At 43.0% G+C, this 21935-nt stretch carries 24 protein-coding genes; 7 read left to right on the top strand and 17 right to left on the bottom strand.

The genetic code is table 11. The features are described from left to right. Nucleotides 1–7: 7 nt before the first annotated feature. Nucleotides 8–604, top strand: a complete 597-nt coding sequence (locus tag B649_RS10400) for an NUDIX hydrolase (RefSeq protein ID WP_015654485.1) — start codon at nt 8–10, stop codon at nt 602–604. Here the strand turns inward: B649_RS10400 and B649_RS10395 are convergent. Together B649_RS10395 and B649_RS10390 are read right to left on the bottom strand one after the other, a co-directional pair. Then, the gene (locus tag B649_RS10395; RefSeq protein ID WP_015654484.1) at nt 601–2604 is read right to left on the bottom strand and encodes a TonB-dependent receptor; all 2004 of its coding nucleotides are present in this window, start codon (nt 2602–2604) and stop codon (nt 601–603) included. The two genes, B649_RS10400 and B649_RS10395, sit on opposite strands and share 4 nt — an antisense overlap. 162 nt (nt 2605–2766) lie before the next feature. Further along, the gene (locus B649_RS10390; RefSeq protein WP_015654483.1) at nt 2767–3780 is read right to left on the bottom strand and encodes an agmatine/peptidylarginine deiminase; all 1014 of its coding nucleotides are present in this window, start codon (nt 3778–3780) and stop codon (nt 2767–2769) included. Nucleotides 3781–3807: 27 nt separating this feature from the next. Here B649_RS10390 and B649_RS10385 point away from each other — a divergent pair, with 27 nt between their 5' ends. Further along, a complete protein-coding gene (locus B649_RS10385; RefSeq protein WP_015654482.1) occupies nt 3808–4824 on the top strand; it encodes an alanine racemase in 1017 nt (338 codons plus the stop codon). 101 nt (nt 4825–4925) lie between these two features. Here the strand turns inward: B649_RS10385 and B649_RS10380 are convergent, their stop codons facing one another. The 5 genes from B649_RS10380 to ribA all read right to left on the bottom strand — a co-directional run bounded on the left by B649_RS10380 (nt 4926) and on the right by ribA (nt 8989). Further along, nucleotides 4926–5318 (bottom strand): hypothetical protein, encoded by a 393-nt coding sequence (locus B649_RS10380; protein WP_015654481.1) that lies wholly within the window; start codon nt 5316–5318, stop codon nt 4926–4928. 2 nt (nt 5319–5320) lie between these two features. Next, entirely contained in the window at nt 5321–5527 is a 207-nt protein-coding gene (locus B649_RS10375; RefSeq protein ID WP_015654480.1) for a PP0621 family protein, read from the bottom strand. A 2-nt stretch (nt 5528–5529) separates the two neighbouring features. Next, nucleotides 5530–6108 carry a 16S rRNA (guanine(527)-N(7))-methyltransferase RsmG gene (rsmG, locus tag B649_RS10370; RefSeq protein WP_015654479.1) on the bottom strand — a complete coding sequence of 193 codons (579 nt, stop codon included), beginning with the start codon at nt 6106–6108 and terminating at the stop codon, nt 5530–5532. A gap of 63 nt (nt 6109–6171) precedes the next feature. Next, on the bottom strand, nt 6172–8334 hold the full coding sequence (locus B649_RS10365) for an ATP-binding protein (RefSeq protein ID WP_015654478.1): 2163 nt from the start codon (nt 8332–8334) through the stop codon (nt 6172–6174). A 67-nt stretch (nt 8335–8401) separates the two neighbouring features. Further along, entirely contained in the window at nt 8402–8989 is a 588-nt protein-coding gene (gene ribA / locus B649_RS10360; RefSeq protein ID WP_015654477.1) for a GTP cyclohydrolase II, read from the bottom strand. A gap of 73 nt (nt 8990–9062) precedes the next feature. On the opposite strand from ribA, the gene hemB reads away from it, so the two are divergent. The 3 genes from hemB to B649_RS10345 all read left to right on the top strand — a co-directional run bounded on the left by hemB (nt 9063) and on the right by B649_RS10345 (nt 12280). After that, the gene (gene hemB, locus B649_RS10355) at nt 9063–10028 is read left to right on the top strand and encodes a porphobilinogen synthase (protein WP_015654476.1); all 966 of its coding nucleotides are present in this window, start codon (nt 9063–9065) and stop codon (nt 10026–10028) included. 132 nt (nt 10029–10160) lie between these two features. Beyond that, on the top strand, nt 10161–11081 hold the full coding sequence (argF, locus tag B649_RS10350; RefSeq protein WP_015654475.1) for an ornithine carbamoyltransferase: 921 nt from the start codon (nt 10161–10163) through the stop codon (nt 11079–11081). 8 nt (nt 11082–11089) lie between these two features. Next, the gene (locus tag B649_RS10345) at nt 11090–12280 is read left to right on the top strand and encodes a multiheme c-type cytochrome (protein WP_015654474.1); all 1191 of its coding nucleotides are present in this window, start codon (nt 11090–11092) and stop codon (nt 12278–12280) included. Nucleotides 12281–12293: 13 nt separating this feature from the next. On the opposite strand, the gene B649_RS10340 is transcribed toward B649_RS10345, so the two are convergent. Next, nucleotides 12294–12497, bottom strand: coding sequence for a hypothetical protein (locus B649_RS10340; RefSeq protein WP_015654473.1), 204 nt, complete (start codon nt 12495–12497; stop codon nt 12294–12296). A gap of 323 nt (nt 12498–12820) precedes the next feature. Here B649_RS10340 and B649_RS10335 point away from each other — a divergent pair, with 323 nt between their 5' ends. Next, on the top strand, nt 12821–14416 hold the full coding sequence (locus B649_RS10335; RefSeq protein ID WP_015654472.1) for a DEAD/DEAH box helicase: 1596 nt from the start codon (nt 12821–12823) through the stop codon (nt 14414–14416). An 82-nt stretch (nt 14417–14498) separates the two neighbouring features. Here B649_RS10335 and B649_RS10330 read toward each other — a convergent pair whose 3' ends face one another. The 9 genes from B649_RS10330 to B649_RS10290 all read right to left on the bottom strand — a co-directional run bounded on the left by B649_RS10330 (nt 14499) and on the right by B649_RS10290 (nt 20171). Continuing rightward, complete coding sequence (locus B649_RS10330; protein WP_015654471.1) at nt 14499–14876, bottom strand: hypothetical protein; 378 nt, start codon at nt 14874–14876, stop codon at nt 14499–14501. A gap of 89 nt (nt 14877–14965) precedes the next feature. After that, entirely contained in the window at nt 14966–15964 is a 999-nt protein-coding gene (locus B649_RS10325) for a beta-ketoacyl-ACP synthase III (protein WP_015654470.1), read from the bottom strand. Nucleotides 15965–15990: 26 nt separating this feature from the next. Continuing rightward, nucleotides 15991–16980 (bottom strand): phosphate acyltransferase PlsX, encoded by a 990-nt coding sequence (gene plsX, locus B649_RS10320; RefSeq protein ID WP_015654469.1) that lies wholly within the window; start codon nt 16978–16980, stop codon nt 15991–15993. Between the two features lie 3 nt (nt 16981–16983). Continuing rightward, nucleotides 16984–17133 carry a 50S ribosomal protein L32 gene (gene rpmF, locus B649_RS10315; RefSeq protein ID WP_013461018.1) on the bottom strand — a complete coding sequence of 50 codons (150 nt, stop codon included), beginning with the start codon at nt 17131–17133 and terminating at the stop codon, nt 16984–16986. 26 nt (nt 17134–17159) lie between these two features. Further along, complete coding sequence (locus tag B649_RS10310; protein ID WP_015654468.1) at nt 17160–17531, bottom strand: YceD family protein; 372 nt, start codon at nt 17529–17531, stop codon at nt 17160–17162. Between the two features lie 5 nt (nt 17532–17536). Then, nucleotides 17537–17950 (bottom strand): nucleoside-diphosphate kinase, encoded by a 414-nt coding sequence (gene ndk / locus B649_RS10305; RefSeq protein WP_015654467.1) that lies wholly within the window; start codon nt 17948–17950, stop codon nt 17537–17539. A 143-nt stretch (nt 17951–18093) separates the two neighbouring features. Beyond that, on the bottom strand, nt 18094–18378 hold the full coding sequence (locus B649_RS10300; RefSeq protein ID WP_015654466.1) for a 4Fe-4S dicluster domain-containing protein: 285 nt from the start codon (nt 18376–18378) through the stop codon (nt 18094–18096). A gap of 116 nt (nt 18379–18494) precedes the next feature. Next, the gene (gene metK, locus B649_RS10295) at nt 18495–19652 is read right to left on the bottom strand and encodes a methionine adenosyltransferase (protein WP_015654465.1); all 1158 of its coding nucleotides are present in this window, start codon (nt 19650–19652) and stop codon (nt 18495–18497) included. Nucleotides 19653–19721: 69 nt separating this feature from the next. Beyond that, the gene (locus B649_RS10290; RefSeq protein ID WP_015654464.1) at nt 19722–20171 is read right to left on the bottom strand and encodes a phosphoribosyltransferase family protein; all 450 of its coding nucleotides are present in this window, start codon (nt 20169–20171) and stop codon (nt 19722–19724) included. Nucleotides 20172–20298: 127 nt separating this feature from the next. On the opposite strand from B649_RS10290, the gene der reads away from it, so the two are divergent. Further along, a complete protein-coding gene (gene der, locus B649_RS10285) occupies nt 20299–21828 on the top strand; it encodes a ribosome biogenesis GTPase Der (protein ID WP_015654463.1) in 1530 nt (509 codons plus the stop codon). Nucleotides 21829–21935 lie beyond the last annotated feature (107 nt).

Genomic DNA, 21935 nt, shown 5'->3' with positions numbered 1-21935 from the left:
GGTGTAAATGATTACCAACGTCACGATTGTAGCGTGTGAAAATTCTAATTTTGTGAAGCCTAAAAGGATGTCATATTTCCAGAACGGTGTATCCAAAATATGGGATATGGTGGAAGTACATGATAGCGTTGCGATACTTTTATACCATGATGAGAAGGATACTTTTGTCGTGGTAAAACAGTTTCGTCCCCCTGTCTATCTCAAACAGGGTGATGGCTATACGTATGAGTTGTGCGCCGGTATTGTGGATAAAGATAAATCGCTTGTTGAAATAGCACATGAAGAGATTCTCGAAGAGTGCGGATATCACGTCCCATTGGAGAAAATCGAGAAAATCACCTCATTTTATACGGCAGTAGGATTTGCCGGATCGGTCCAGACACTTTACTTTGCACGAGTTAATGAAACGATGCGAGTAAGCGAGGGCGGGGGAGTTGATGTGGAGGTTATCGAAGTTGTCGAGATTTCGGTAAAGGAAGCGAAAACATTTGTGATGGATGAGACCAAAGCGAAGACACCCGGATTAATGTTCGGCTTTGGATGGTTTTTGGAGAATAAAGAAGTCGTTACTAAAGAGTCAAATGCCCGGAAGGGCAAGGATTAGAATTTATAAGCAACCGTGGCATAAAAATTACGTCCCGGTTCGTTTAGAACGAGAGGCTGTGCGCCTTCCATGATAGTGGTTAGTCCGATATAGCTGTTACTAACCGCATAGGTGCGATCAAAGAAGTTGTTGATTCCTGCACTCACAGAGAAACCGTTACCCAACTCGGTACCGTATTTGAGATTTAAAACCCCGTATCCGGCAATCGCTTGCTCGCCGTTATTTTCATCGTATGTTTGGTGTTTAGCCGCTATAAACTCGGCTTCAGCATAGTTTTTAGCGTCATCGAATACCAGTGCAATACGTCCTTTAAGCGGTGGGATATCGGCAAGATCTTTGTCAGTTTGCGGAAGTGTTGCGAGAGAGTCGAGTTGATTAACATTTTCTTTTGTCCCTCTTTGATATGCCATGCCCGATTCAATACTCCATTCCTTATTTAGAATATAATCAGCGGTAACATCTCCACCGACAATACGCGCATCTATATTTGCAAACGAGGTAGTTGATCCTACAACTTTATAGGCATAAATGTAGTCTTTTAAATCGCTGTAGAATACCGTACCTTTGAGATGGAGATTACCAAACGTATGCTCGACACCCATATCGATTTCACGGTTGATTGTCTCGTTTAAATTGGTATTGCCAACACTGGCAAAATAGAGTTCTCGTGCATCTGGAACACGAGATGTCTGTCCGATTCCGATAAAGAGATTTCCGTTACTACTGTAGTGATAACGCCCTAGTACGTTCGCACTGATATTGTCGTAATCGCGGTCTTTTGCAGTTGCCATCAAGTTTTGATCGGCATCGATATGAGTATCATCATACCGTAACCCTCCGCTGAGATCCCATGCATCAAAAGATTGAGATGCTTTTGCGTAAAGGCCGATGTTATCGGTATCAGCATCTGGGATCTGTATTTGAGCATAAGGGTTGAGTCGTGATCCTTTTGTTCCGTTCCAATTACGCTTTGAGAGATCGATTCCGAGGATAACCTCAGTTTCATTGAGAGAAGCACTGTTTTCGACACGAATTCCCTGAATGGTTGCATCGACCGGAGATACCATTGTCGCTGCAGCACTGGTCGCTGATGCTCTAAAATCGGTTCCCATTTCATGTTTTACTTTTGAATGATACGCTTCAATGAGAAGTTCTTCGGAAAAGGCTCCGAGACTGAAAAGTTGATACGCAGCTTTGAACATATCGGTATCGTCTTTTAACGCATCCATTGGATAGCGTGCATAGAGAACATCATCCGCACGGTCACCGAAGTAGTTGAGGGTTAGTTTTTGGTTCTCACCGATATTACCGACGATTTTCGCCCAGAAATTTTGACGTGCATACGCATCATCATTTTTGTGTGCAGTGGAATAACGTTGATTTGCAGGTGCTCCATCTGCTTGTTCAGCCATGGTTTTACTATCACCGTCTTTGTATTGACCGCTTGTCTCACGGCTGTATCCTACAAGTGCTTGAATAGCATCATTTCCCCCTTCAACCGTGGTGGAAATTTTGCGGTAATCATAACTTCCCAATGTTGCAGAAATTTCTCCGTGGAGACCTTTTTCAGGATCTTTGGTAACAACGTTAATGGCACCTCCAAGGCTCCCAAACTGCGTTACGTCAAAAGGCCCTTCTTGCACTTCAACGTTTGCAATTTGGCTCGAAGAGATGTGCATTGCCGGTGGATCCATACGGTTCGGACATGCGCCGCATATTTTGGCATCGTCGATAGTGACGTTAAGGTTGTCTTTTTTAAATCCGCGTAAAACAATGTCATTACCGATTGAGGTTGTACGAACATGGGTAATTTCAGGGAGAGCACCTGAGAGCATTTCACCCAAATCGCTTTGGCGAGAAAACTTGACAATTTCGTCTGCATTGATAGCTTTTGTATCACCTTTAGGTGCAGAAGCTTCTACGGTAATTTTTTGAATCGTGATAGGTTCTGAGGCAAGGGCAGCAACTGCTGTCAAAGAGAGGATAGTAAACTTCTTCATACTTATAATCCTTAAGTAAATATGAAGAATTGTAAGGAAGAAGTGTTACATTAGTGTTAAGTTGTTATACTTTTAGCTATGAAACTGAATATCAAACAAATTATTTTAACCTTGCTCTTATTAGCTGCTTCGGGCTATCTTCTGTATAGCGGGTTCTCTTTGTTATTCCACCCGTAATCCTATATCTTCAGGGAACTGCATCGTAACGCAGTGGAGTGAGCCGTGTTGACGGATAAGGACAGAACAGTCGATAGGGATAATGTCGCGTCCGTGAAACGCTTTTGTGCAAATTTCAATTGCTTCATTATCGTGCGGATCGTTGTAAACAGGCAATAAAACGGCATCATTGATAATCAAAAAGTTGGCGTACGTAGCCGGAAGCCGCTCTTCATCGTAAAAGGTAGGATTGCACATCGGTAAGGCGATGAGTTTAAACGTTTCTCCATCGATATCACGGAGTGCTTTTAGCTCCGTTTCCATTTTTTTCAATGCCTCGTAATGTTCATCATTTTGATCGTCACATTTGACGTACATGATCGTATCGGTATCGATAAAACGGGCAAGGGTATCGATATGGCTGTCAGTGTCATCACCCGCCAGATATCCGTGATTAAGCCATAAAATCTGCTCTACCCCGAACTGTTTTTTGAGCTCTTTTTCCATCCCTTTTTTATCCAAATGAGGATTGCGATTTGGGTTCAGGAGACATTCGGCCGTCGTAAGAAGCGAACCGTTAGCATTGGTTTCAACTCCTCCCCCTTCCAAAATGAGATCGACTGTTTGCACCGGCGCACTATAAACATCGGCGATAGCGCTACTCATCGCATTGTCACGCGAGGCATCAAATTTTCCGCCCCATCCGGTAAAGGTGAAATCGAGTAATAGGGCTTCATCTTCATCCTCATCGATGACGCTCAGAACACTGCAATCGCGTGCCCAGGTATCGTCACTCTGGTATGGGATGAAAATCAAATTTTCATGGGATTGAAAGTAGGTTTTAACGAAATCAACATCATCACACACGATAAGACAGGGTTGATAGCGTGCTACCGCATTGGCGATGTTGACAAAACACCCACGTGCTTCTTCGAGATAAGGTGCCCAATCACTCTGAGGATGGGGGAAAATGAGCTGTACAAAACTTTGAGGTTCAAATTCGGCTGGGAAATATCGCATTAATTTACCTTACAATATAATATCAATATGGGAACAATAAAACTTAGCCGTGAGGCGTTTATTCATAATCTTGACATTATCGCACACCAAATCGGTGGAAAAGATAAAATCGCAGTGGTTTTAAAAGATAACGCCTACGGTCACGGCGCTGTAATGATTGCAAAAGCCGCATCACAGTATGGGGTAAAGCAAGCAGTGGTACGTTTGGAACGTGAAGCGGAAGAGATCGCGGAATTTTTCGACAACATCCTTATTTTAGGGGATAAGCCTACGAAACTACATCCTACTTTTAGTTACGTTATCAATTCGATTGAAGCGATTGATACGTTTGCTGCGGGGAGCCGTGTAGAGTTGAAAATCGATACGGGAATGCACCGTAACGGCATCGCGATAGGTGAACTTGAAGAGGCATTTAGAGCAATGAGCGAAAAAGGACTGGTATGTATCGGTGTTATGAGCCATTTGCGCGCTTCCGATACACTCAGCAGCGAGTGGTTTTGGCAGAGCCGAAATTTCAATGAGGCAAAAAGCAAAGCATTGGAATTAGCCAAAAAGTATGGATGGGAACTCCGATGCCATCTCTCCAATTCCGGGGGTACGTTTCGCTCATCCGTATGCACAGAGGATATGGTACGCGTCGGGATTGCCCTTTATGGATGTTTGGAGATGGAGCGAACTCTCCCTCAGCCTGCTTTAAAACCGGTTCTTTCATTGTGGGGGGATCGAGTAGCGACACGCATTCTCAAAAAAGGGGAGCGGGTCGGATACAACGGTATTTATGAAGCGTGTGCAGATGAGGTGGTATCGACGTATGATTTGGGATACGCGAACGGTCTTGACCGTCTCGCATCCAACCGCTATATCACCCCTGAGGGTATCGCGTTACGCGGACGAATTTCGATGGATAACGTCGCATTTGCGAGTGATAAAGACGAATTGATGATTTTTGATGATGCCAACCATTATGCTTTATCCGTAGGAACAATCGGATATGAGATATTGGCCTGTCTCGATAAAGATTTAAAACGGGAATGGATTGATTAAATAACGTTCGCCCTGAGCTCAAGGAAACATCGCTTCGCGAGCGGTACCCTTGTTTTGTCGAAGGGTAGGTTCATGGTTCGACAGGCTCACCACGAACGAATCTACGAAGTAATCTTAATAAGATTATCGGCAAAAATGGCTCCGTCTAAACGCATATCGATTAAATCTTCTAAATCTTTTGTCTCTTCAAGGTATCCTAAAATTTTGGCATCAAAGAGATAATGTTCCGCCACTTTTTGGATTGCATCAGCGTGTTTGGGAAGAACGATGAGGTAAGAAGCCCCTAAGTTCTCAGCAATGACTGCATCCGTTATTGTCTCAATATGAAGGGCGAATCGGATATTGTTTTGACGAAGATGTTCAATGATATCGAGATTCTCAGGGGTAAAAAAGAGGCTTACGTATGAGTGTGGGGGAGTATGCCGAATTGCTTCAATAGCATCGATATGGTAGAACGACTTAGAGGGTACATAAGGGTGACCGAATAAAAGCATGGTTATCCTTCCAAACATTCGCGAGAGCAGTAGTACTTGCCATCACGCATCAGTGTTTCTTTTACCTGTACATAGGTTCCACATTTGGCACACGGTATCATTGCCTCTTCTTGTGAGTTGTCAGAAGAGGGCGGCTTAAGGCTTTTTTTCTTGAAAAAAAGAAAATAAACGCTAACGAGAACGCCGATCAATAATAAAAGTTTTAGCATGGTTATCTCTTTATAAGCAGATAGTGACGGTTTTCTGCTTCAATAATGGTGTAATCGAGTGATTTATCAATTTCATCATACACTTTTTCCCCTTTGTAAAAGAGCAAAAGGGTCCCTTCTATACAAAAAGGTTTTGAGAGTTTGAGGAGCATACCCGTATCGGTAACGGCGCGTGAGGTAATGAGATCGTAGGGCTCACTTTCCAGTTGTTCTACTCTGAGCGGTTTGACATCAACATTATCCAATCCTAAATCCGCTTTTACAAACTGCAAAAAGCTGGCACGTTTGCTGAGCGGTTCAACGAGGGTAAAATGAGTTTGCGGCATGGCGATTGCCAAAATCATCCCGGGAAATCCTGCACCGGTTCCAATATCCATCGCTTTTTTAAGAGGTGGAAGAAATGTGAGCGGTGTGATTGCATCGACAATAAACTCATCGATTTGATGAAGTGTTTTAGCACCCGTTAAATTATGAACTTTATTCCATTTTTCAAGAAGTGTTTTGTACTGTTCAACTTTCTCGAAAAAATCTTCGGGAACGGTTATATTACGGGCATTGATTAACGTTTTTAAGGGTTTCAAAGAGGCTGTCCATCTGATTTAATGTTTGGTGATGTAAACGTAAAACCCCATTTTACCCAAAGTTTAAGCGATATGAAGTGTCGAGACGGTGCTTTTTATCGGGTGATTATGGGATTTTTCAAATGCATAATAGAGTGTGGTGTAAAAAGTATTGACGTCAATCGGTTTTGCGATATGACCGTTCATCCCTGCATTACTGATATTTTGAATATCGCTCTCCAAGGTATTTCCGGTAACGGCAATAATTGGAATCAGATCTTTATCAGAATTTTGTCGAATAATCTTAGATGCTTCAAATCCATCCATAATAGGCATTTGAATGTCCATTAGAATAACACAAATATTGGAATTGTCATTGACGATATCGACCGCTTGCTGTCCGGTTTCTGCGGTAACGATCACGATATTCGTTCCCGCGAGCAAGCCCGCTATGATAGAGCGGTTGATCTCATTGTCTTCAGCCAATAAAAGGGTTTCACCGCCGAATTTTTTGAGGCTCTCTTTAAGCTTTTTGGTATTATTTTGGTGTTTTCCGCTTTGGTCCATATAACCGTAGATGGAGAGAATTGTATTGAAAATATCGAGCTGATTATAAGGTTTCGAGAGGATAAAGCCCCCCCGTTTTTTGATATCTTCACCCATCCAGACTAATTTTAAGTGATCGTCTTTGATTTGGTTTTGGAGTTCTCGCTTAAACTCTCCGCATAAGGAGATCTTCGTATCAATAAAAACAATATCAAAATGGTATTTTTGAAAGAGGGCAACGGCATCGAGTGAATCAACCACTGCTTTTACTTCATAATGAAAATATTCCAATCCTCGCTGCAAAACCGCTGCATTGTCTTGGTTCTCATCTAAGATCAAAGCATTTTTGGACATTAAATCGGTTGTTGGAAGACGGTAGTGCCGTTTTTCAAAATCAAAATCTGAATGAAGTTTGATATCAAATGAGAAAGTACTTCCTTCATTAAGGAGACTGTGGACGTGGATCGTCCCTCCCATCAGTGAAACCAAGTTTTTACAAATAGCAAGTCCTAAACCGGTTCCGCCATATTTTCGCGCAATGGAATCGTCAGCTTGGGAATACGATTGGAAGAGGCGGGCAATTTGTTCTTGATCCATTCCGATACCGGTATCGATGATCTCGAAATGAATTTTGAGGTTCAAACGGCTGATTTGTTGTCCACGGGCTCGGAGAATCACACTCCCTTTATCCGTAAATTTAACCGCATTATTGAGTAAATTAACGAGTACCTGTAAGAGGCGCAGTGGATCGCCGATCAATTTGTTCGGAACACTTCGATCGATATCAAAAATCAGTTCGATCTGTTTCTCATTGGCTTTATGGGAGACTATATTGGAAATATCATCTAAAAGAGCATTAAGATCATAGGGTATCTGCTCAATGGTTATTTTGCCTGCTTCTATTTTTGAGTGGTCTAAAATATCATTGATGAGATTCAAGAGCAAAGAGGCGGAATCTTTGATTTTTGAAATTTGTGAGCGTTGCGTAACGGTGAGTCTGGATTCAAGAACGAGATGACTCATCCCCATAACGGCATTAATAGGGGCACGTATCTCATGACTCATCATAGCGATAAAATCATTTTTCGCTTGGATGGAGTCTTGAATCTGCTCTTTTTCTTTAAAAAGTGCATTGTATTGTTCTCTAAGTGTCTTATAACTTCTTTCACGCCAAGCTATAAAGAAGAGAGCAGCGAGCAAACCGATTATTAAACTCCATGTCACAGAAAAGAGAGAGTTTTCTTCATTAGACATAGGTAACTGTGAGGTAGAATCTGGAATTGGTGATGTTTTTACCGTAGGAGTTGCTACTGTAGTTGATGGTTTTTCTTCGGGTATCTGTTGTTGAGGCAGAGTTTTTTGGTGTATTGCTAAAAGATACTGAATATCATCGGCAACTCCTTGAGATACAAATGCTTTTGGATGTTTAGCACGTATGGTATGAACGAAAGTTTTCGCGTCTTGTCGAGAAGCAAACGGTTCTGCCGCGATAATGTAACGTCCTCCTGATTTACGAAAATGGAGGAGAAATTTTTCATCATGAGAGTATTGAGAGACGATTGATGAGGGATTTGCGAGGTAGCTTTCATAGGCTTTGCGAGCTTCCCCTTTTGTTGGATGCTCTTCTATGACCGCCTTATAGTGGTCACTCAGGGCAAAAAGGGGGAAAAAAATGATAAAAAGTAAAATAAGTAACCGCATATTCCCTCAATTTTTTATTATAGTAATAGATTCTAACTTAAAAAAGTAGGATAAATATTGAATCGTGCTAAATGATGTGTCCCATCTGCTCTTTTTTAACTTTTAAATACCCTTCATTGTGGGGGTTTGGATCGATAATAACAGGAACTCGTTCGGTAATTTCGACGTTCAGCTCTTCCACCACGTTGACTTTGGCTGGATTGTTGGTCAGAAGACGAAGTTTTGTAAGATTAAAATCGTTGAATATCTCTTTGACCACATCATAGGTACGTTGATCCGGTGCAAAACCAAGCTCGATATTGGCTTCGATCGTATTACGTCCTTGATCTTGGAGGCAATAGGCGTTGATTTTATTGAGAAGGCCGATATTACGTCCTTCTTGACGATGGTAAATGACCAAGCCCCCTTGTTCAGCGATCAATTTTAATGCTTTGTGTAACTGATTGTTACAGTCGCATTTGATGCTTCCTAACGTATCACCGGTCAGGCATTCGGAATGGATACGAACTAACGGGGATTCCTGTTCTTCGAAATGCTCGGTAAAGATGGCTAAATGTTCTTGTATCCCCTCTTTGTAAACACGGATTTTAAAATGCCCGTATTTGCTGGGAAGATTGGCGATTGCAGATTTTTCGAAATGTATTTGTGTATTCATCTGGCAATTATAATTTTCTATTCTTAATCTAACACTTGCTACACTTCTTTCAATATTTATATCGGAGTTATTTATGGAGCGTTTTCGCCGCACCCGTCTTAATTCACATCTTCGTTCATTGGTTCGTGAAACCCATGTCGGTGTGAATGATTTTATTTATCCGCTCTTCGTTAGACCAGGAGAAGGGATCAAAAACGAAGTTGCTTCAATGCCTGGCGTTTATCAGATGAGTCTGGATGAAATACTCAAAGAGTGTGAACTTCTTCAGTCACTCGGAATTTATTCGATTATTCTTTTCGGTATCCCTGAAGTAAAAGATTCGGTGGGCTCGGATGCCCTGTGCGATAACGGGATTATTGCGACAGCTATTCGAGCCATCAAACGCGCCTATCCTAAAATGTTCGTGGTAACGGATCTGTGTTTTTGCGAGTATACCGATCACGGTCACTGCGGAATACTGGATCACGTTCATGAGACGGTGGATAATGATTTGACACTTGGCATTTCAGCGCAGCAGGCGCTGGTGCATGCACGTGCAGGGGCTGATATGATTGCCCCATCAGGGATGATGGACGGGATTATTACGACATTGCGTGACGCTCTTGATGGGGGCGGATATGTGAATCTTCCCATTATGAGCTATTCGACAAAATTTGCGAGCGGCTATTACGGGCCGTTTCGGGATGTGGCCGAATCGGTTCCGAGTTTCGGTGATCGCTCTACCTATCAGATGGATCCGGCCAATCGTCGTGAAGCAATCCGTGAAAGCCTCATTGATGAAGCGCAGGGTGCCGATATCCTGATGGTAAAACCGGCGTTAGCGTATTTGGACATCATCCGCGATATTCGTGAAGCGTCTCAATTACCCCTTGCGGTGTATAACGTGAGCGGTGAATACGCGATGCTCAAACATGCAGGACGCGCGGGGTTGATCGATTATAACCGTGTGATGATGGAGACGATGGTAGGGTTTAAACGTGCCGGCGCTGACATTATCATCAGCTACCATGCTAAAGAAGTGGCACAACTTCTATCTTGATTTGAACGCCAACGGAGAATTCCTCCCTTTGGATACACTGGCCGTTATGGCACTGAAGCTTGCCTCAGCTGAGGCAGAATTGTTAATGAATTTTTTTTATGATATGATTGTTTTTTGTATCGAAGGATAGACGTGAGACATTTTTTGACCCTAAAAGATTACTCAAAAGAGGAAATTCTTGAAATTTTGGAGTTGGGCCTTCAAATTAAACAGGAAGTAAAAGCAAAAGTCTTTACTCCCCATCTTGCTAATCAGACATTGGCGATGATTTTTGAAAAAAGTTCTACCCGTACCCGTGTCAGTTTTGAGGTAGGGATGTATCAACTTGGCGGGCATGCACTGTTCCTTTCCAATCGTGATATCCATTTGGGTCGTGGGGAACCGGTTAAAGATACCGCGCGCGTTATCTCTTCGATGTGTGATATGGTGATGATCCGTACCTACGAGCAATCAATGCTTGAAGAGTTTTCCCGAAATTCCAAAGTCCCCGTTATTAATGGCCTCAGCGACAGTTATCATCCGGTTCAGCTTTTGGCTGATTATATGACAATGATGGAGTGCGGCAAAGATAAAAATCCGATCGTAGCCTATGTCGGTGACGGTAATAATATGACTCACTCATGGTTAATGCTAGCAAGCAAGCTTGGATTTGAACTTCGTATTGCAACCCCAAAAGGATATGAATGTGATCCTGCGGTTATCGCCGATGCTCTTTTGTTCAGTGAGCAAAGCGGTGCTAAAATCATGGTCACTAATGACCCCAAAGAGGCGGTCAAGGGAGCTACGGTTGTAACCACGGATACGTGGATTTCAATGGGGCAAGAAGAGGAAAAAGCACAGCGGATACGGGCCTTTGAAGGTTACATCGTAGACGAAGCCCTCATGTCATTAGCTACCGAAGAAGCAATATTCTTGCATTGTCTTCCGGCCTATCGCGGTGTTGAAGTGAGCGAAGCCGTATTAGAAGGGGCTCAAAGTTTGATTTTCGAAGAGGCAGAAAATCGTCTGCATGCACAAAAAGGGTTAATGGTTTGGTTAAATAAACATCGTTAGGAGAGAGTATGCGTTCATTATGGCTATTGGCTGTGTTAAGTTTGAGTCTCTGTGCTGCGGAAGTGGTAAAAGTTGGTGATAAGTTTAAAGATTCGGGTAAATGTAAAGCCTGTCATAGCCATATTGTAAAGCAGTGGGAAGACTCTTGGCACTCAAAATCCCATTACGATAACGATGAATACTTCCGAAAAACGATTGATTATGTTGCTCGAAAGAATAACCGAAAGTCGCTGAACAGCATTAAAATTGAGTGTGCTGTTTGTCACAATCCTCGCATTTCGGTTACTTCAACGTCTGCTGAATACGAAGCGATTGCCGCTTTGAATCTCGATAAAGATACGGCTGCAGCTAAAGCACTGAAAAGCGATACGATTTCCGAGGGGATTAACTGTGTGGTCTGCCATAACATTGACCAAATTCACGATAATCTTCCGGATTCAAAGCGGGGAATACATCGGGTAACATGGATGAAAAGCGGTACAATGAGCGGCCCTTATGATGATGCTAAATCCCCTTATCATAAAGTTGAGCCAAGAGATTTTATGGATAATAATCCTAATCAGCTCTGTTTTGTTTGTCATGCCAACGACTCGTCGGAAGAGGGGCACCGGTTTAGCAATATGCAAGCAGAGTTTGTCAATGGTGGGCGAGCGTGTGTTGATTGTCATATGGGGCCTCGAAAAGATGGTGTTGCAGCAACATTGCGAGATGTAAACGGAAAAGTAAAAAAACGTCTGATTCGTGAGCATGGTTTCGAAGGTGCCCATACTGAGCAAATGTGGCAGGGTGCGTTAAAAGTAGATGCTCGTAAATCAGGGGCAAATTTAGCGGTTACATTGACCAATCCTCAACCGCATGCGTTGCCAAGCGGATTTGGCTCACGTGAAATCGTGATTGATGCTCAATATTACAGCGGCACTAAAGCGCTTAAATCAGAAAGTTTGTCGTTGACTTCGCATTATCTAACCAAACGAGGTAAGCCGACAATCCCTCATTTGGCGGATAAAACGGTTCAAAATATCTCAATTCCAGCCCTTGGTTCTAAAACATTTACGGTACCTATGGCAGTGGGTGCGGATCAAGTGGTTGTTGTGGTTTCATATCGCTTGGTGAATGATGAAGTACGTGAAATATTGGATCTGAAAGATCCGATTTGGTCGAAGAAGATGGTGATTAAAAAATTAAATGTGAAACTCTAAGGGGCTTTGCCCCTTAATTCATCTCTACTTTGATGATGAGGTCATTTCCTTCTTCGACAATTGAAAAATTGTGTTTTTGACAAAAAGTTTCATTCATCTCTTCTGCCCATTCTTTTGCTTCAACCATCGCATCGTCTTTGTTTTCGAACGTTTTAACACTCTCCATACCGCTTCGTTTGAAACAGCCGCACTCTTTTTCCATTTTTACATTGAACATGATGACTCCTGATTTTTAAGTATACATTTTCGGAAGTATAGTTTTAAAAGATTAAAAAAATCAGACAAAATAGAAACGTTTTGAAACTAAAGGTTATCTTTATCTTTTGTTAAAGTGTTACTATCAGCGTATTTTATAAAATATTCAGCTATCATTCCATTTGAATTTTGGGTACCTTCTAAAGAGATTGACGAATCTTTTTCTAAGGTGCCCTCGCGGATGAGAATCCAACTTATCCTCATTAAAATTTCTCTCCCCCATGAGTGGGCAAGCGTAACTGGTCGGAAATAGGTTTTCCGATGGCGTATATATAAAGGGTCATTATGAACGTAATAGAAGAAGCAATCACAGACGAAAACTTGGTAACATTTGAATCTTTCGGTCTTAGAAAAGAGATCATGCAAAGTATCAATTATGCCGGTTTCAAAACTCCAAGTCCGATCCAACAAATGGTTATTCCTGTTATTATGGAAGGGCGTGACGTCGTAGGACAAGCTCATACCGGTACAGGTAAAACAGCGGCATTCGGTCTTCCTGCATTGAATAAAATGCATTTAAAAGGGGGAATTGAAGCCCTTATCATCACTCCGACACGTGAACTTGCGAACCAAGTCGGTGATGAAATTTTCAAATACGGTAAACACCTCGGTGTTCGTACCGTAACAATTTACGGCGGAAGTTCGTATAACCGTCAAATGGATCTCATCGAGCGCGGCGCACAAGTTATCATCGCTACTCCGGGACGATTACTTGATATGTTGAGCCGTAATATGCTCAAAGGCTTTACCCCTTCAACCGTTATTTTGGATGAAGCAGACGAAATGCTCGATATGGGCTTTTTGGATGATATTAATGAGATTTTCACCTATTTGCCGACTGAGCGTCAAACATTGCTCTTCTCAGCAACTATGCCTGCTCCGATCAAACAATTGGCTGAGCGTATTTTGGTAAATCCATTTTTTGCATCAATCACCAAATCTGAGACAACGAACACGGATATTACGCAACAATATTATGTTATTGAAGAATCAGAACGTGATGATGCGATTATCCGTCTTATGGACTCAGAAGATGCGAAAAAAACCGTTGTATTCTGCCGAACCAAAAAAGAGGTTGATCGTCTCTCTAATGTCCTTTCAGCTGCAGGCTATATGGCAAAAGGACTACATGGTGACATGGAGCAACGTCAACGTGAAAGTGTTATCAAAGGGCTTAAAACCGATGCAGTTGATGTATTGATCGCGACAGACGTTGCGGCGCGCGGATTGCACATTGATGACGTTACTCACGTTTTCAACTACCATATCCCATTCGATCCTGAGAGTTATGTTCACCGTATCGGACGTACAGGACGTGCGGGTAAAAAAGGGGTTGCAATTACCCTTGTTACTCCAATGGAGTTTAAAGAACTTCAACGTATCCGTGCTAAAGTCGGTACCACAATGGAACACGCGTATATTCCAAGTAAATTGGATGTTAAAGAGGCGCAAGTTACCCGTTTGGTTCGTGAAATTGAAAAACAACATGTCTATGATGAAGCGCATAAAGTGCTTGATTTGTTGAAACAAGATTACGATCAAGAACAAATTGCCTATAAATTGATCTCTGTATTGATGGAACGCAATACCGTTGCAGGACCGAATAACATCGGTATCGCAGCGGAACGTTTGGAAAAAATTCTAAGCAACCTATCAAATCGTGGTGATCGTGGCGGACAACGCAGCGGCGGGTTTAACCGCAACCGTAATGGCGGAAACCGAAGCGGCGGAGGCGGATATCGTGGTAACAACGATCGCAATGCCGGTGGTGGCGAACGCAGTGGAAGCGGTGAGCGTAGCGGTGGCGGTGAACGCGGTGGAAATGACCGTGGTGAACGTTCACGCAGTTTCAGCGGACAAAAACCAAAACCTCGTTATTAATAACTGATATTATGCACTTTGCCGGCAAAGCCTGCAAAGTGGCAGGGACAAATGTCCCTACAACCCCCTAAAGCTACCCGTATCATTCGGATACGGGAGAGAAAGCTAATTCTCTTTTGATCTTTTCTATAAACGGCTCCATCGGGGCCTCTAAGACAAATCCTTCTCTTTGTTTCATCCCCCACATCGGCTCCGGAAAATAGCTGTCGTTTTCAAAGCGTGCCATAATATGCCAATGGACTCTTGGTAACATATTTCCAAATGAAGCAATATTGATTTTAGTAGGTTTGAAATACTCCAGCATCACTTTTTCAATGATGTCGAGAGATTCCCAAATCATTTTTTTCTCTTCGCTTGAGCATTCAGAGAACTCTTTATGGGGAGCATGAGTAAAGATTTTTAACCAAGGGATTTCGGATTCGTGGAGTTCTATAGTGATGAGAGTATTGGAATAAAGCATAAATGACCTCGTTTGTCATTCCAAACTTGATTTGGAATCTAGTATTTTCATACAAGGGATAGATGCCGTATCAAGTACGGCATGACGAGCTAAATACCTTTTCCGGCAAACGGAACTAAGGCACTTCCCCATGTTAAACCGCCGCCAAACGCATCGAGAAGCATCAAATCTCCCTCTTGCAAGCGTCCTGACTCATAGATATCATTGATAGCCATAGGGATAGAGGCACCGGAGGTATTACCGTATTTTTCTACCGTTAAAACGACTTGCTCCTCTTTGAGATCAAGGGCGTCACCGACTGCTTTAATAATGCGGTAATTGGCTTGATGCGGTACGAAATGCTTGATTTCTGTAGAAGCAATATTATTTTGCTCTAAAATATCGATTACATCGCTGGTGAGGGTACGAACCGCCACTTTAAAGGTTTCATTCCCTTTCATACGCATAAAACACCCTGCCGCTTCACGATCCAGCTCATCATGCACTGAGCCGCTTCCGCCGTTGGGTGTCATGAGCAAATCAGCAAATGAACCATCAGACCCCGTATGGATATCGATGATGGCTTCGGATTTATTTTCGGTAGCGCTGATAACCGCTGATCCGGCACCATCACCAAAGAGGATGCAAGTACCGCGATCACTGTAATCAGTAATACTACTCAGTCTCTCTGCACCAACGATAAGGACATTCTTTTTCATTCCCGATTCGATAAAGGCTTTTGCGATACTTAGCGCATAGACGAATCCGGTGCATGCGGCGGATACGTCAAAAGCGGTGACTTTTTCCAATCCGAGTTTGGTAGCGATAATCGTAGCCGTTGAAGGCATACAGAAATAATCAGGGGAGATTGTTGCACAGATGAGCATATCGATTTGGCTTTTATCGAGTCCAGAACGCTCAATCGCTTTTTCGGCTGCTTTCACCCCCATATCGCTGGTGGTTTCGTTTTCTGCAGCAATATGACGTTCTTTAATACCGGTACGTTTTGTAATCCACTCATCCGTGGTATCGACCATTACTTCAAGCTCAGCATTGGTAAGGATTTTAGAGGGAACATAAGCTCCGATAGAACGAAACGCAGCGTACATAATTAGCCTTTATAAGGGATCGAAGTTTATTTTTTAAGCTCTTCGAGACGATTCTCAATATGCTCATTTACACCGGTATTAACATAGCGAATGGCTTGAAAAATTGCATTTTTAATCGCTTTAGGGTTGCTTTTACCGTGACTGACAATAGCACACCCTTTGATACCGACTAACGGTGCTCCGCCGATTTCAGCATAATCGATCTGCTTTTTAAGTAACTTAAAGACCTTACGCATTAAGAGTGCGCCGGTAATTGCTACCGGTGATTTGCGGATGTACTCTTTGATAAAGTAGCTGATTGTTGATGCTACCCCCTCAGAAGCCTTGAGAACAAGATTACCGATGAACCCGTCACATACAATGACGTCACAGCTGCCATCAAAGATATTGTTACCTTCGACATTACCGATAAATCCTTTTTGTCCCTCGAGCAACTTAAAAGTCTCTTTGGTAACTTCGTTTCCTTTAGAATCTTCTTCACCGTTGGCGAGCAAACCGACGCGCGGATTGTCCAGTTTAAACATATCTTGAGCGTAGTAGTATCCCATAATCCCAAATTGGAAAAGGTGTTCTGCTTTGCAGTCAACATTGGCACCGGCATCCATCAAAATACTGCGTTTGCCGCTTTTGGTCGGCATTGAAGTTACCAATGCAGGACGCAAAACATTTTTTAAACGCCCGAGTCGGAGTGTTGCCAATGTCATGGTCGCACCGCTGTGTCCGGCACTGACAACTCCGTCAGCTTCACCGTTACGGACCAACTCAACCGCTTTGTAGATTGAGCTCTCTTGGCGCTTAAGCGCATCGGTAGCCGCATCACCCATATCGATGACGTCATCCGCTTCGACAATTAAAATCTTATCTTTATAGCCCTTGGGTAATAAAGATAAGATCTCATCTTTTTTACCAACTAGAATTGGTTGAAACTTCACTTCTTTGAGAGCTTCAAGTGTCCCTTTAACAATCGGTTCGGGACCGAAGTCCCCGCCCATTGCATCAATTGCAATTCTAATCATCGATTATTTATACTCACCGGTGGTCGGATTGACATAGTGAGACAATTTGTACGTGCCGTCTTTATCTTTAACCGGACGTGCAAGAGAAATTTTATAGTGAGTTCTGCGTTTTGCGGCGCGAGAATGACTCACTCTTCTTTTAGGTACTGCCATAGTATTTATCCCTTTCTATTTAGATTTTAGAACTCTCGATCTAACGAGGTTCCTTCGCAGTTTTTGCAACAAAAATAGTCGCTTTTGATCAGTTCGATTTCCGATTTGAGAAGCTCTTCCATATCAATCATTGATCGGTCGATTTCGACGACATCCAACTCTTCGTCGTTGCCTTCATATATCCCATCGCTTAGGTAAAAAGAGATATCTTCATGTAAAGATTTTTCTACCACTTCGGCACAAATATCGCAAGGAATCGAAATACTCCCTGTAATTGTACCGTTTAATTGGGCAAGATTGCTTTTTTTCAGGATTAAATCACCCGAAAAAAATGCATTGTCACTATTTGCCTCAAAATGAAGCGGTTGTGATCCCAATTTTCTAAATGTTATTTTCATGACAATTACGAAATTTCGCGTCCTGAAAAGAAAAATGCGATTTCAATTGCCGCATTTTCAGCAGAGTCACTTCCGTGGACTGCATTAGCATCGATATTTTCAGCGAAATCAGCACGGATAGTTCCAGCTGCAGCTTCTTTAGGATTTGTAGCACCCATTAAATCACGGTTTGTAAGAACAGCGTTTTCGCCTTCAAGAACAGTGATAACAACCGGGCCGCTTACCATGAAATCAACGAGGTCGTTGAAGAAAGGGCGTGCAGCATGTACTGCGTAAAACGCTTCTGCGTCTTGACGTGAGAGTTGAACTTTTTTCATAGCCGCGATTTTAAGGCCGTTACTTTCGAAACGATCCAAAATTTTACCGATGACACCTTTTGCTACGGCGTCTGGCTTGATGATTGACAATGTTTGTTCCATCAATGCTCCTGTTTTGTGTGTAAAAAATAGAACGGGATTATAGCCAAACAATAATTTAAGTAAGATTAAAGATGAAGAAAGAAAGAAAAGAGAAGGAAAATTGCGTAACCAAAGGGAAATAATCCCTTTGGTTATTAAACATCTTAGTTAACGACGTTTGCTCTTGAAGAACGCATTTCAGCGGTAACATCATCACGGTGAGATGGGCTTGCACCGATTTCATCCCATGTGATACAACCCTCAGTCGGACAGGCAGTTGCACATGCAGGCTCATCGTGGTGACCGACGCACTCGACACATTTGTCAGCGTAAACGTAATAAACTTCTTCACCTGTTGGGTTATCGTCCTCGTCTACGATCGCTTCTACCGGACACTCGTCGATGCAAGCGCCACAGTTAATACAGGTATCATTAATGACTACTGCCATAGGATTCTCCTTGGTTAATATAAATATGGGCTAACTATAACAGAAGAATTTTAAACCCACCTAAAAAATAAGGTGGGTGAATGAAGATTATTTGAAGAGTGTTACGGAAGTGTAATTTAGAGCCCTAGGTAGGCTTTAATTGCGTCAACTTTGTCTGTTTTTTCCCATGTAAATTCAGGAAGTTCACGTCCAAAATGACCATAAGCTGCTGTTTTACGATAAATCGGGCGGAGTAAATCAAGCGATTCTATAATCCCTTTTGGGGTTAGGTTAAAGAGCTCTTTGACGCACGCTTCGAGTTTTTCTTCGGGTACAACAGAGGTTCCATGAGAATTGACCATAATGGAAATAGGTTTAACAACACCGATGGCGTAAGATACTTGGATTGTCGCTTTTTCGCATGCACCCGATGCAACAAGATTTTTAGCAACATAACGTGCAGCATAGGCAGCTGAGCGGTCAACCTTGGTCGGGTCTTTTCCACTGAATGCGCCGCCGCCATGAGGACAAGCTCCACCATACGTATCGACGATAATTTTCCGTCCCGTCAGCCCTGCATCGCCTTGTGGACCGCCGATGACAAATTTACCGGTCGGGTTGATATGATAGACGATATTCGGAGACATCAAATCGGCTGGAATAACAGCCTTTATAACCTCTTCAATAACATCGGCGTGAAGCTTTTCCTGAGAAATTTCAGGAGCGTGTTGGGTAGAGACAACAACCGTTTCAACCGACACCGGTTTGTCATCAACGTAACGAATGCTTACTTGTGTTTTGCCATCAGGGCGAAGGTAGGGGATAATCCCCTCTTTACGTACTTGGGCTAAACGTTCCGCTAAACGGTGAGAGAGATAAATCGGCAATGGCATTAAAACGTCGGTTTCGCGGCATGCGTAACCAAACATAAGCCCTTGATCTCCTGCGCCGATTTCACCCCCTTCTTGATCAACCCCTTGGTTGATGTCGGGTGATTGTTCGCCGATACCGTTCAAGACGGCGCACGAGCGGTAATCAAATCCGTAGGTCGCGTCGGTGTAGCCGATTTCACGGACGACTTGACGGGCGATTTCTTGCATTGGAGCATAAGCCGTTGTTTTAAGCTCACCGGCGATGACACAAAATCCGTTAGATACGAGGGTTTCGCACGCTACACGCGCTTTTGGATCATGTTCAATGATGTAATCAAGAATTGCATCACTGATCTGATCGGCCATTTTATCGGGATGCCCTTCGGTGACGGATTCAGAGGTGAAAATATATTCTTTAGGCATAAAAATCCTTGGAGGAAATGTTAAATCTTTGTGGTTAAGCGGATTATAGCGAATAGTGTTTTAAGTTTTTTAATTGCTTTGTAGATAATCTCTTTCCCAAAAGAAATCGATCCAATCCGTAGCTTCATGTAAGGAAAAGTCGGGTTGGAGCAGTGCTGAAGATTTGGTAAAAAGGGTAGCCGTTTTAAATTCACACGTTGGATATTCGGAATGCAAAATAGGCATAAGAGCTGCGAGAGTTTGTCCGCTGTCGACAATATCGTCGACTACGAGAACCCGTTTAGAGCCACTAAGGTCACACGTTCCTAGAATCGTCACGTTTTCACGTTGAGCATCACCATCGTAGCTCTCTACGCGAATGCTTTGAAGATTACGAGTCTCCAAATTCATGGAGAGGGCATGCGCGAGCGTCATCCCCCCACGCGCAATGGCGATAATGGCATCCGGTTGGAAGGATTTGCATTGTTGGCTCAAGATTTGGACGTCGGTACAAAATCGTTTATAATCATAGTATATCATTTTGAAATCATATCATAAGGGCATCTGCGCTATAATAAAATATCAATTAAAGCGCAGCACTAAAACGCAACATAAGCGCAGCCAATCGAGATTAGCGTCTCGCAAAGGCATAAATACTAGGAAGTCTATGAAAAAATTAGCGATTATCGGTCGTCCGAATGTCGGCAAAAGTTCCCTCTTTAACCGTTTGTTAAAACAGCGTGATGCGATCACCTCTGAACAAGCAGGTACGACACGTGATGTCAAAAAACGTGTTGCCGTAGTGGTGGATAAAGAGGTGGAGATTCTCGATACGGGCGGATTGGATGAGGGGTGTGAACTCTTCGACCGGATTAAAGAAAAATCCCTCAAAGCAGCGCATGAAGCCGATATTATCCTCTTTATGGTGGACGGTAAAAGCCTCCCTGAAGAAGATGATAAAAAACTCTTTTACGAGCTTGAATCGATGGGGAAAGCGATTGCTTTGGTCGTTAATAAAATCGATAATGACAAGATGCAAGAGAAACTGTGGGAATACTATGAGTTCGGAACAGAGCGTATTTTTGGTATTTCCGTTTCCCATAACCGTTCGGTTCTTCCGCTTCTAAACTGGATTGCTTCCGAACTGCCTGAATCTTCTATTGTCAAACCTGAAGATGAAACAGCAGAAGAAGATGAGATGGACGGATTTGATGCGGCTTTGAGAGCCTCTTCGGATGATGAAGAATTCGAAGAGGATGAGGACGATGGATTCTTTATCCCCGAAGAGGATGGTGAAGAAGAGGAGACATCGATTGAAGCGCTCGAAGAGGCTTATCGCGGAATCGTCAAAGAGTATGAAGCGGGTGATGTAAACCAGATGAAAGTGGCGATCATCGGTCGTGTTAATGTCGGTAAAAGCTCACTCCTTAATGCACTTCTCGGAGAAGATCGCTCAGTGGTCAGTTCCGTTGCAGGGACAACCATCGACCCGATTGATGAGATGGTAGAGTATCAAGATAAAAAGATCACCTTTATCGATACCGCAGGGATTCGCAAACGGGGGAAAATTCTCGGGATTGAAAAATACGCACTTATGCGTACCGAAGAGATGTTGGAGACGGCTGATATCGCCCTTCTCGTACTCGATGCATCCCAACCGTTTATGGATTTGGATGAGAAAATCGCGGGGTTTGTCGATAAAAACCGTCTCGCGTGTTTGATCGTTCTCAACAAATGGGATCTGGCACCGAAAGAAGATTACGACAAAATTATGACAGAAGTACGAGACCGTTTTAAATTTTTGAGCTATGCACCGATCATTACGATTTCAGCGCAGAGCAAACAGCGTGTTCACAGAATTTTTGATATGTTGCTCAAAATCAATGAGAACTATTCACAGCGTATCTCTACCGGTAAACTCAACGAAGTAATCCAAGCTGCGATGCGCAAACATATCTTGCCAAGTATCAACGGTATGAATATCCGTCTCTATTTTGCAACACAGTACGATATCCGTCCACCGCGTATCGCGCTCATTATGAACAAACCGCAGGGGCTCCATTTCAGCTACCGTCGATATTTGACGAATCAGTTACGAGAGCAGTTTGATTTTGAGGGGACTCCGGTACTCTTTAAAGCGAAAGCGAAAAATACGAATCGAAGACCGAAACCGCATAAAACTCGGTCGATGTGGTGATTTTCTCTTACTTGGTTCGATAATTCTCCCGTTCGTGGTGAGCTTGTCGAACCATGAACTCTCCGTTTCCCCTTCGACAGGCTCAGGGCGAACGGATGCTTTTTCCG

Source organism: Candidatus Sulfuricurvum sp. RIFRC-1, assembly GCF_000310245.1.
Taxonomy (GTDB): Bacteria; Campylobacterota; Campylobacteria; order Campylobacterales; family Sulfurimonadaceae; genus Sulfuricurvum.
This window is presented reverse-complemented; position numbering and strand designations above follow the sequence as displayed.

Bases quoted from the DNA above. Each gene is read 5' to 3' on its own strand.
- B649_RS10400 (WP_015654485.1), top strand. From the start codon at position 8: ATGATTACCAACGTCACGATTGTAGCGTGTGAAAATTCTAATTTTGTG.
- B649_RS10395 (WP_015654484.1), bottom strand. From the start codon at position 2,604: ATGAAGAAGTTTACTATCCTCTCTTTGACAGCAGTTGCTGCCCTTGCC.
- B649_RS10390 (WP_015654483.1), bottom strand. From the start codon at position 3,780: ATGCGATATTTCCCAGCCGAATTTGAACCTCAAAGTTTTGTACAGCTC.
- B649_RS10385 (WP_015654482.1), top strand. From the start codon at position 3,808: ATGGGAACAATAAAACTTAGCCGTGAGGCGTTTATTCATAATCTTGAC.
- B649_RS10380 (WP_015654481.1), bottom strand. From the start codon at position 5,318: ATGCTTTTATTCGGTCACCCTTATGTACCCTCTAAGTCGTTCTACCAT.
- B649_RS10375 (WP_015654480.1), bottom strand. From the start codon at position 5,527: ATGCTAAAACTTTTATTATTGATCGGCGTTCTCGTTAGCGTTTATTTT.
- B649_RS10365 (WP_015654478.1), bottom strand. From the start codon at position 8,334: ATGCGGTTACTTATTTTACTTTTTATCATTTTTTTCCCCCTTTTTGCC.
- ribA (WP_015654477.1), bottom strand. From the start codon at position 8,989: ATGAATACACAAATACATTTCGAAAAATCTGCAATCGCCAATCTTCCC.
- hemB (WP_015654476.1), top strand. From the start codon at position 9,063: ATGGAGCGTTTTCGCCGCACCCGTCTTAATTCACATCTTCGTTCATTG.
- B649_RS10345 (WP_015654474.1), top strand. From the start codon at position 11,090: ATGCGTTCATTATGGCTATTGGCTGTGTTAAGTTTGAGTCTCTGTGCT.
- B649_RS10340 (WP_015654473.1), bottom strand. From the start codon at position 12,497: ATGTTCAATGTAAAAATGGAAAAAGAGTGCGGCTGTTTCAAACGAAGC.
- B649_RS10335 (WP_015654472.1), top strand. From the start codon at position 12,821: ATGAACGTAATAGAAGAAGCAATCACAGACGAAAACTTGGTAACATTT.
- B649_RS10330 (WP_015654471.1), bottom strand. From the start codon at position 14,876: ATGCTTTATTCCAATACTCTCATCACTATAGAACTCCACGAATCCGAA.
- B649_RS10325 (WP_015654470.1), bottom strand. From the start codon at position 15,964: ATGTACGCTGCGTTTCGTTCTATCGGAGCTTATGTTCCCTCTAAAATC.
- plsX (WP_015654469.1), bottom strand. From the start codon at position 16,980: ATGATTAGAATTGCAATTGATGCAATGGGCGGGGACTTCGGTCCCGAA.
- rpmF (WP_013461018.1), bottom strand. From the start codon at position 17,133: ATGGCAGTACCTAAAAGAAGAGTGAGTCATTCTCGCGCCGCAAAACGC.
- B649_RS10310 (WP_015654468.1), bottom strand. From the start codon at position 17,531: ATGAAAATAACATTTAGAAAATTGGGATCACAACCGCTTCATTTTGAG.
- ndk (WP_015654467.1), bottom strand. From the start codon at position 17,950: ATGGAACAAACATTGTCAATCATCAAGCCAGACGCCGTAGCAAAAGGT.
- B649_RS10300 (WP_015654466.1), bottom strand. From the start codon at position 18,378: ATGGCAGTAGTCATTAATGATACCTGTATTAACTGTGGCGCTTGCATC.
- metK (WP_015654465.1), bottom strand. From the start codon at position 19,652: ATGCCTAAAGAATATATTTTCACCTCTGAATCCGTCACCGAAGGGCAT.
- B649_RS10290 (WP_015654464.1), bottom strand. From the start codon at position 20,171: ATGATATACTATGATTATAAACGATTTTGTACCGACGTCCAAATCTTG.
- der (WP_015654463.1), top strand. From the start codon at position 20,299: ATGAAAAAATTAGCGATTATCGGTCGTCCGAATGTCGGCAAAAGTTCC.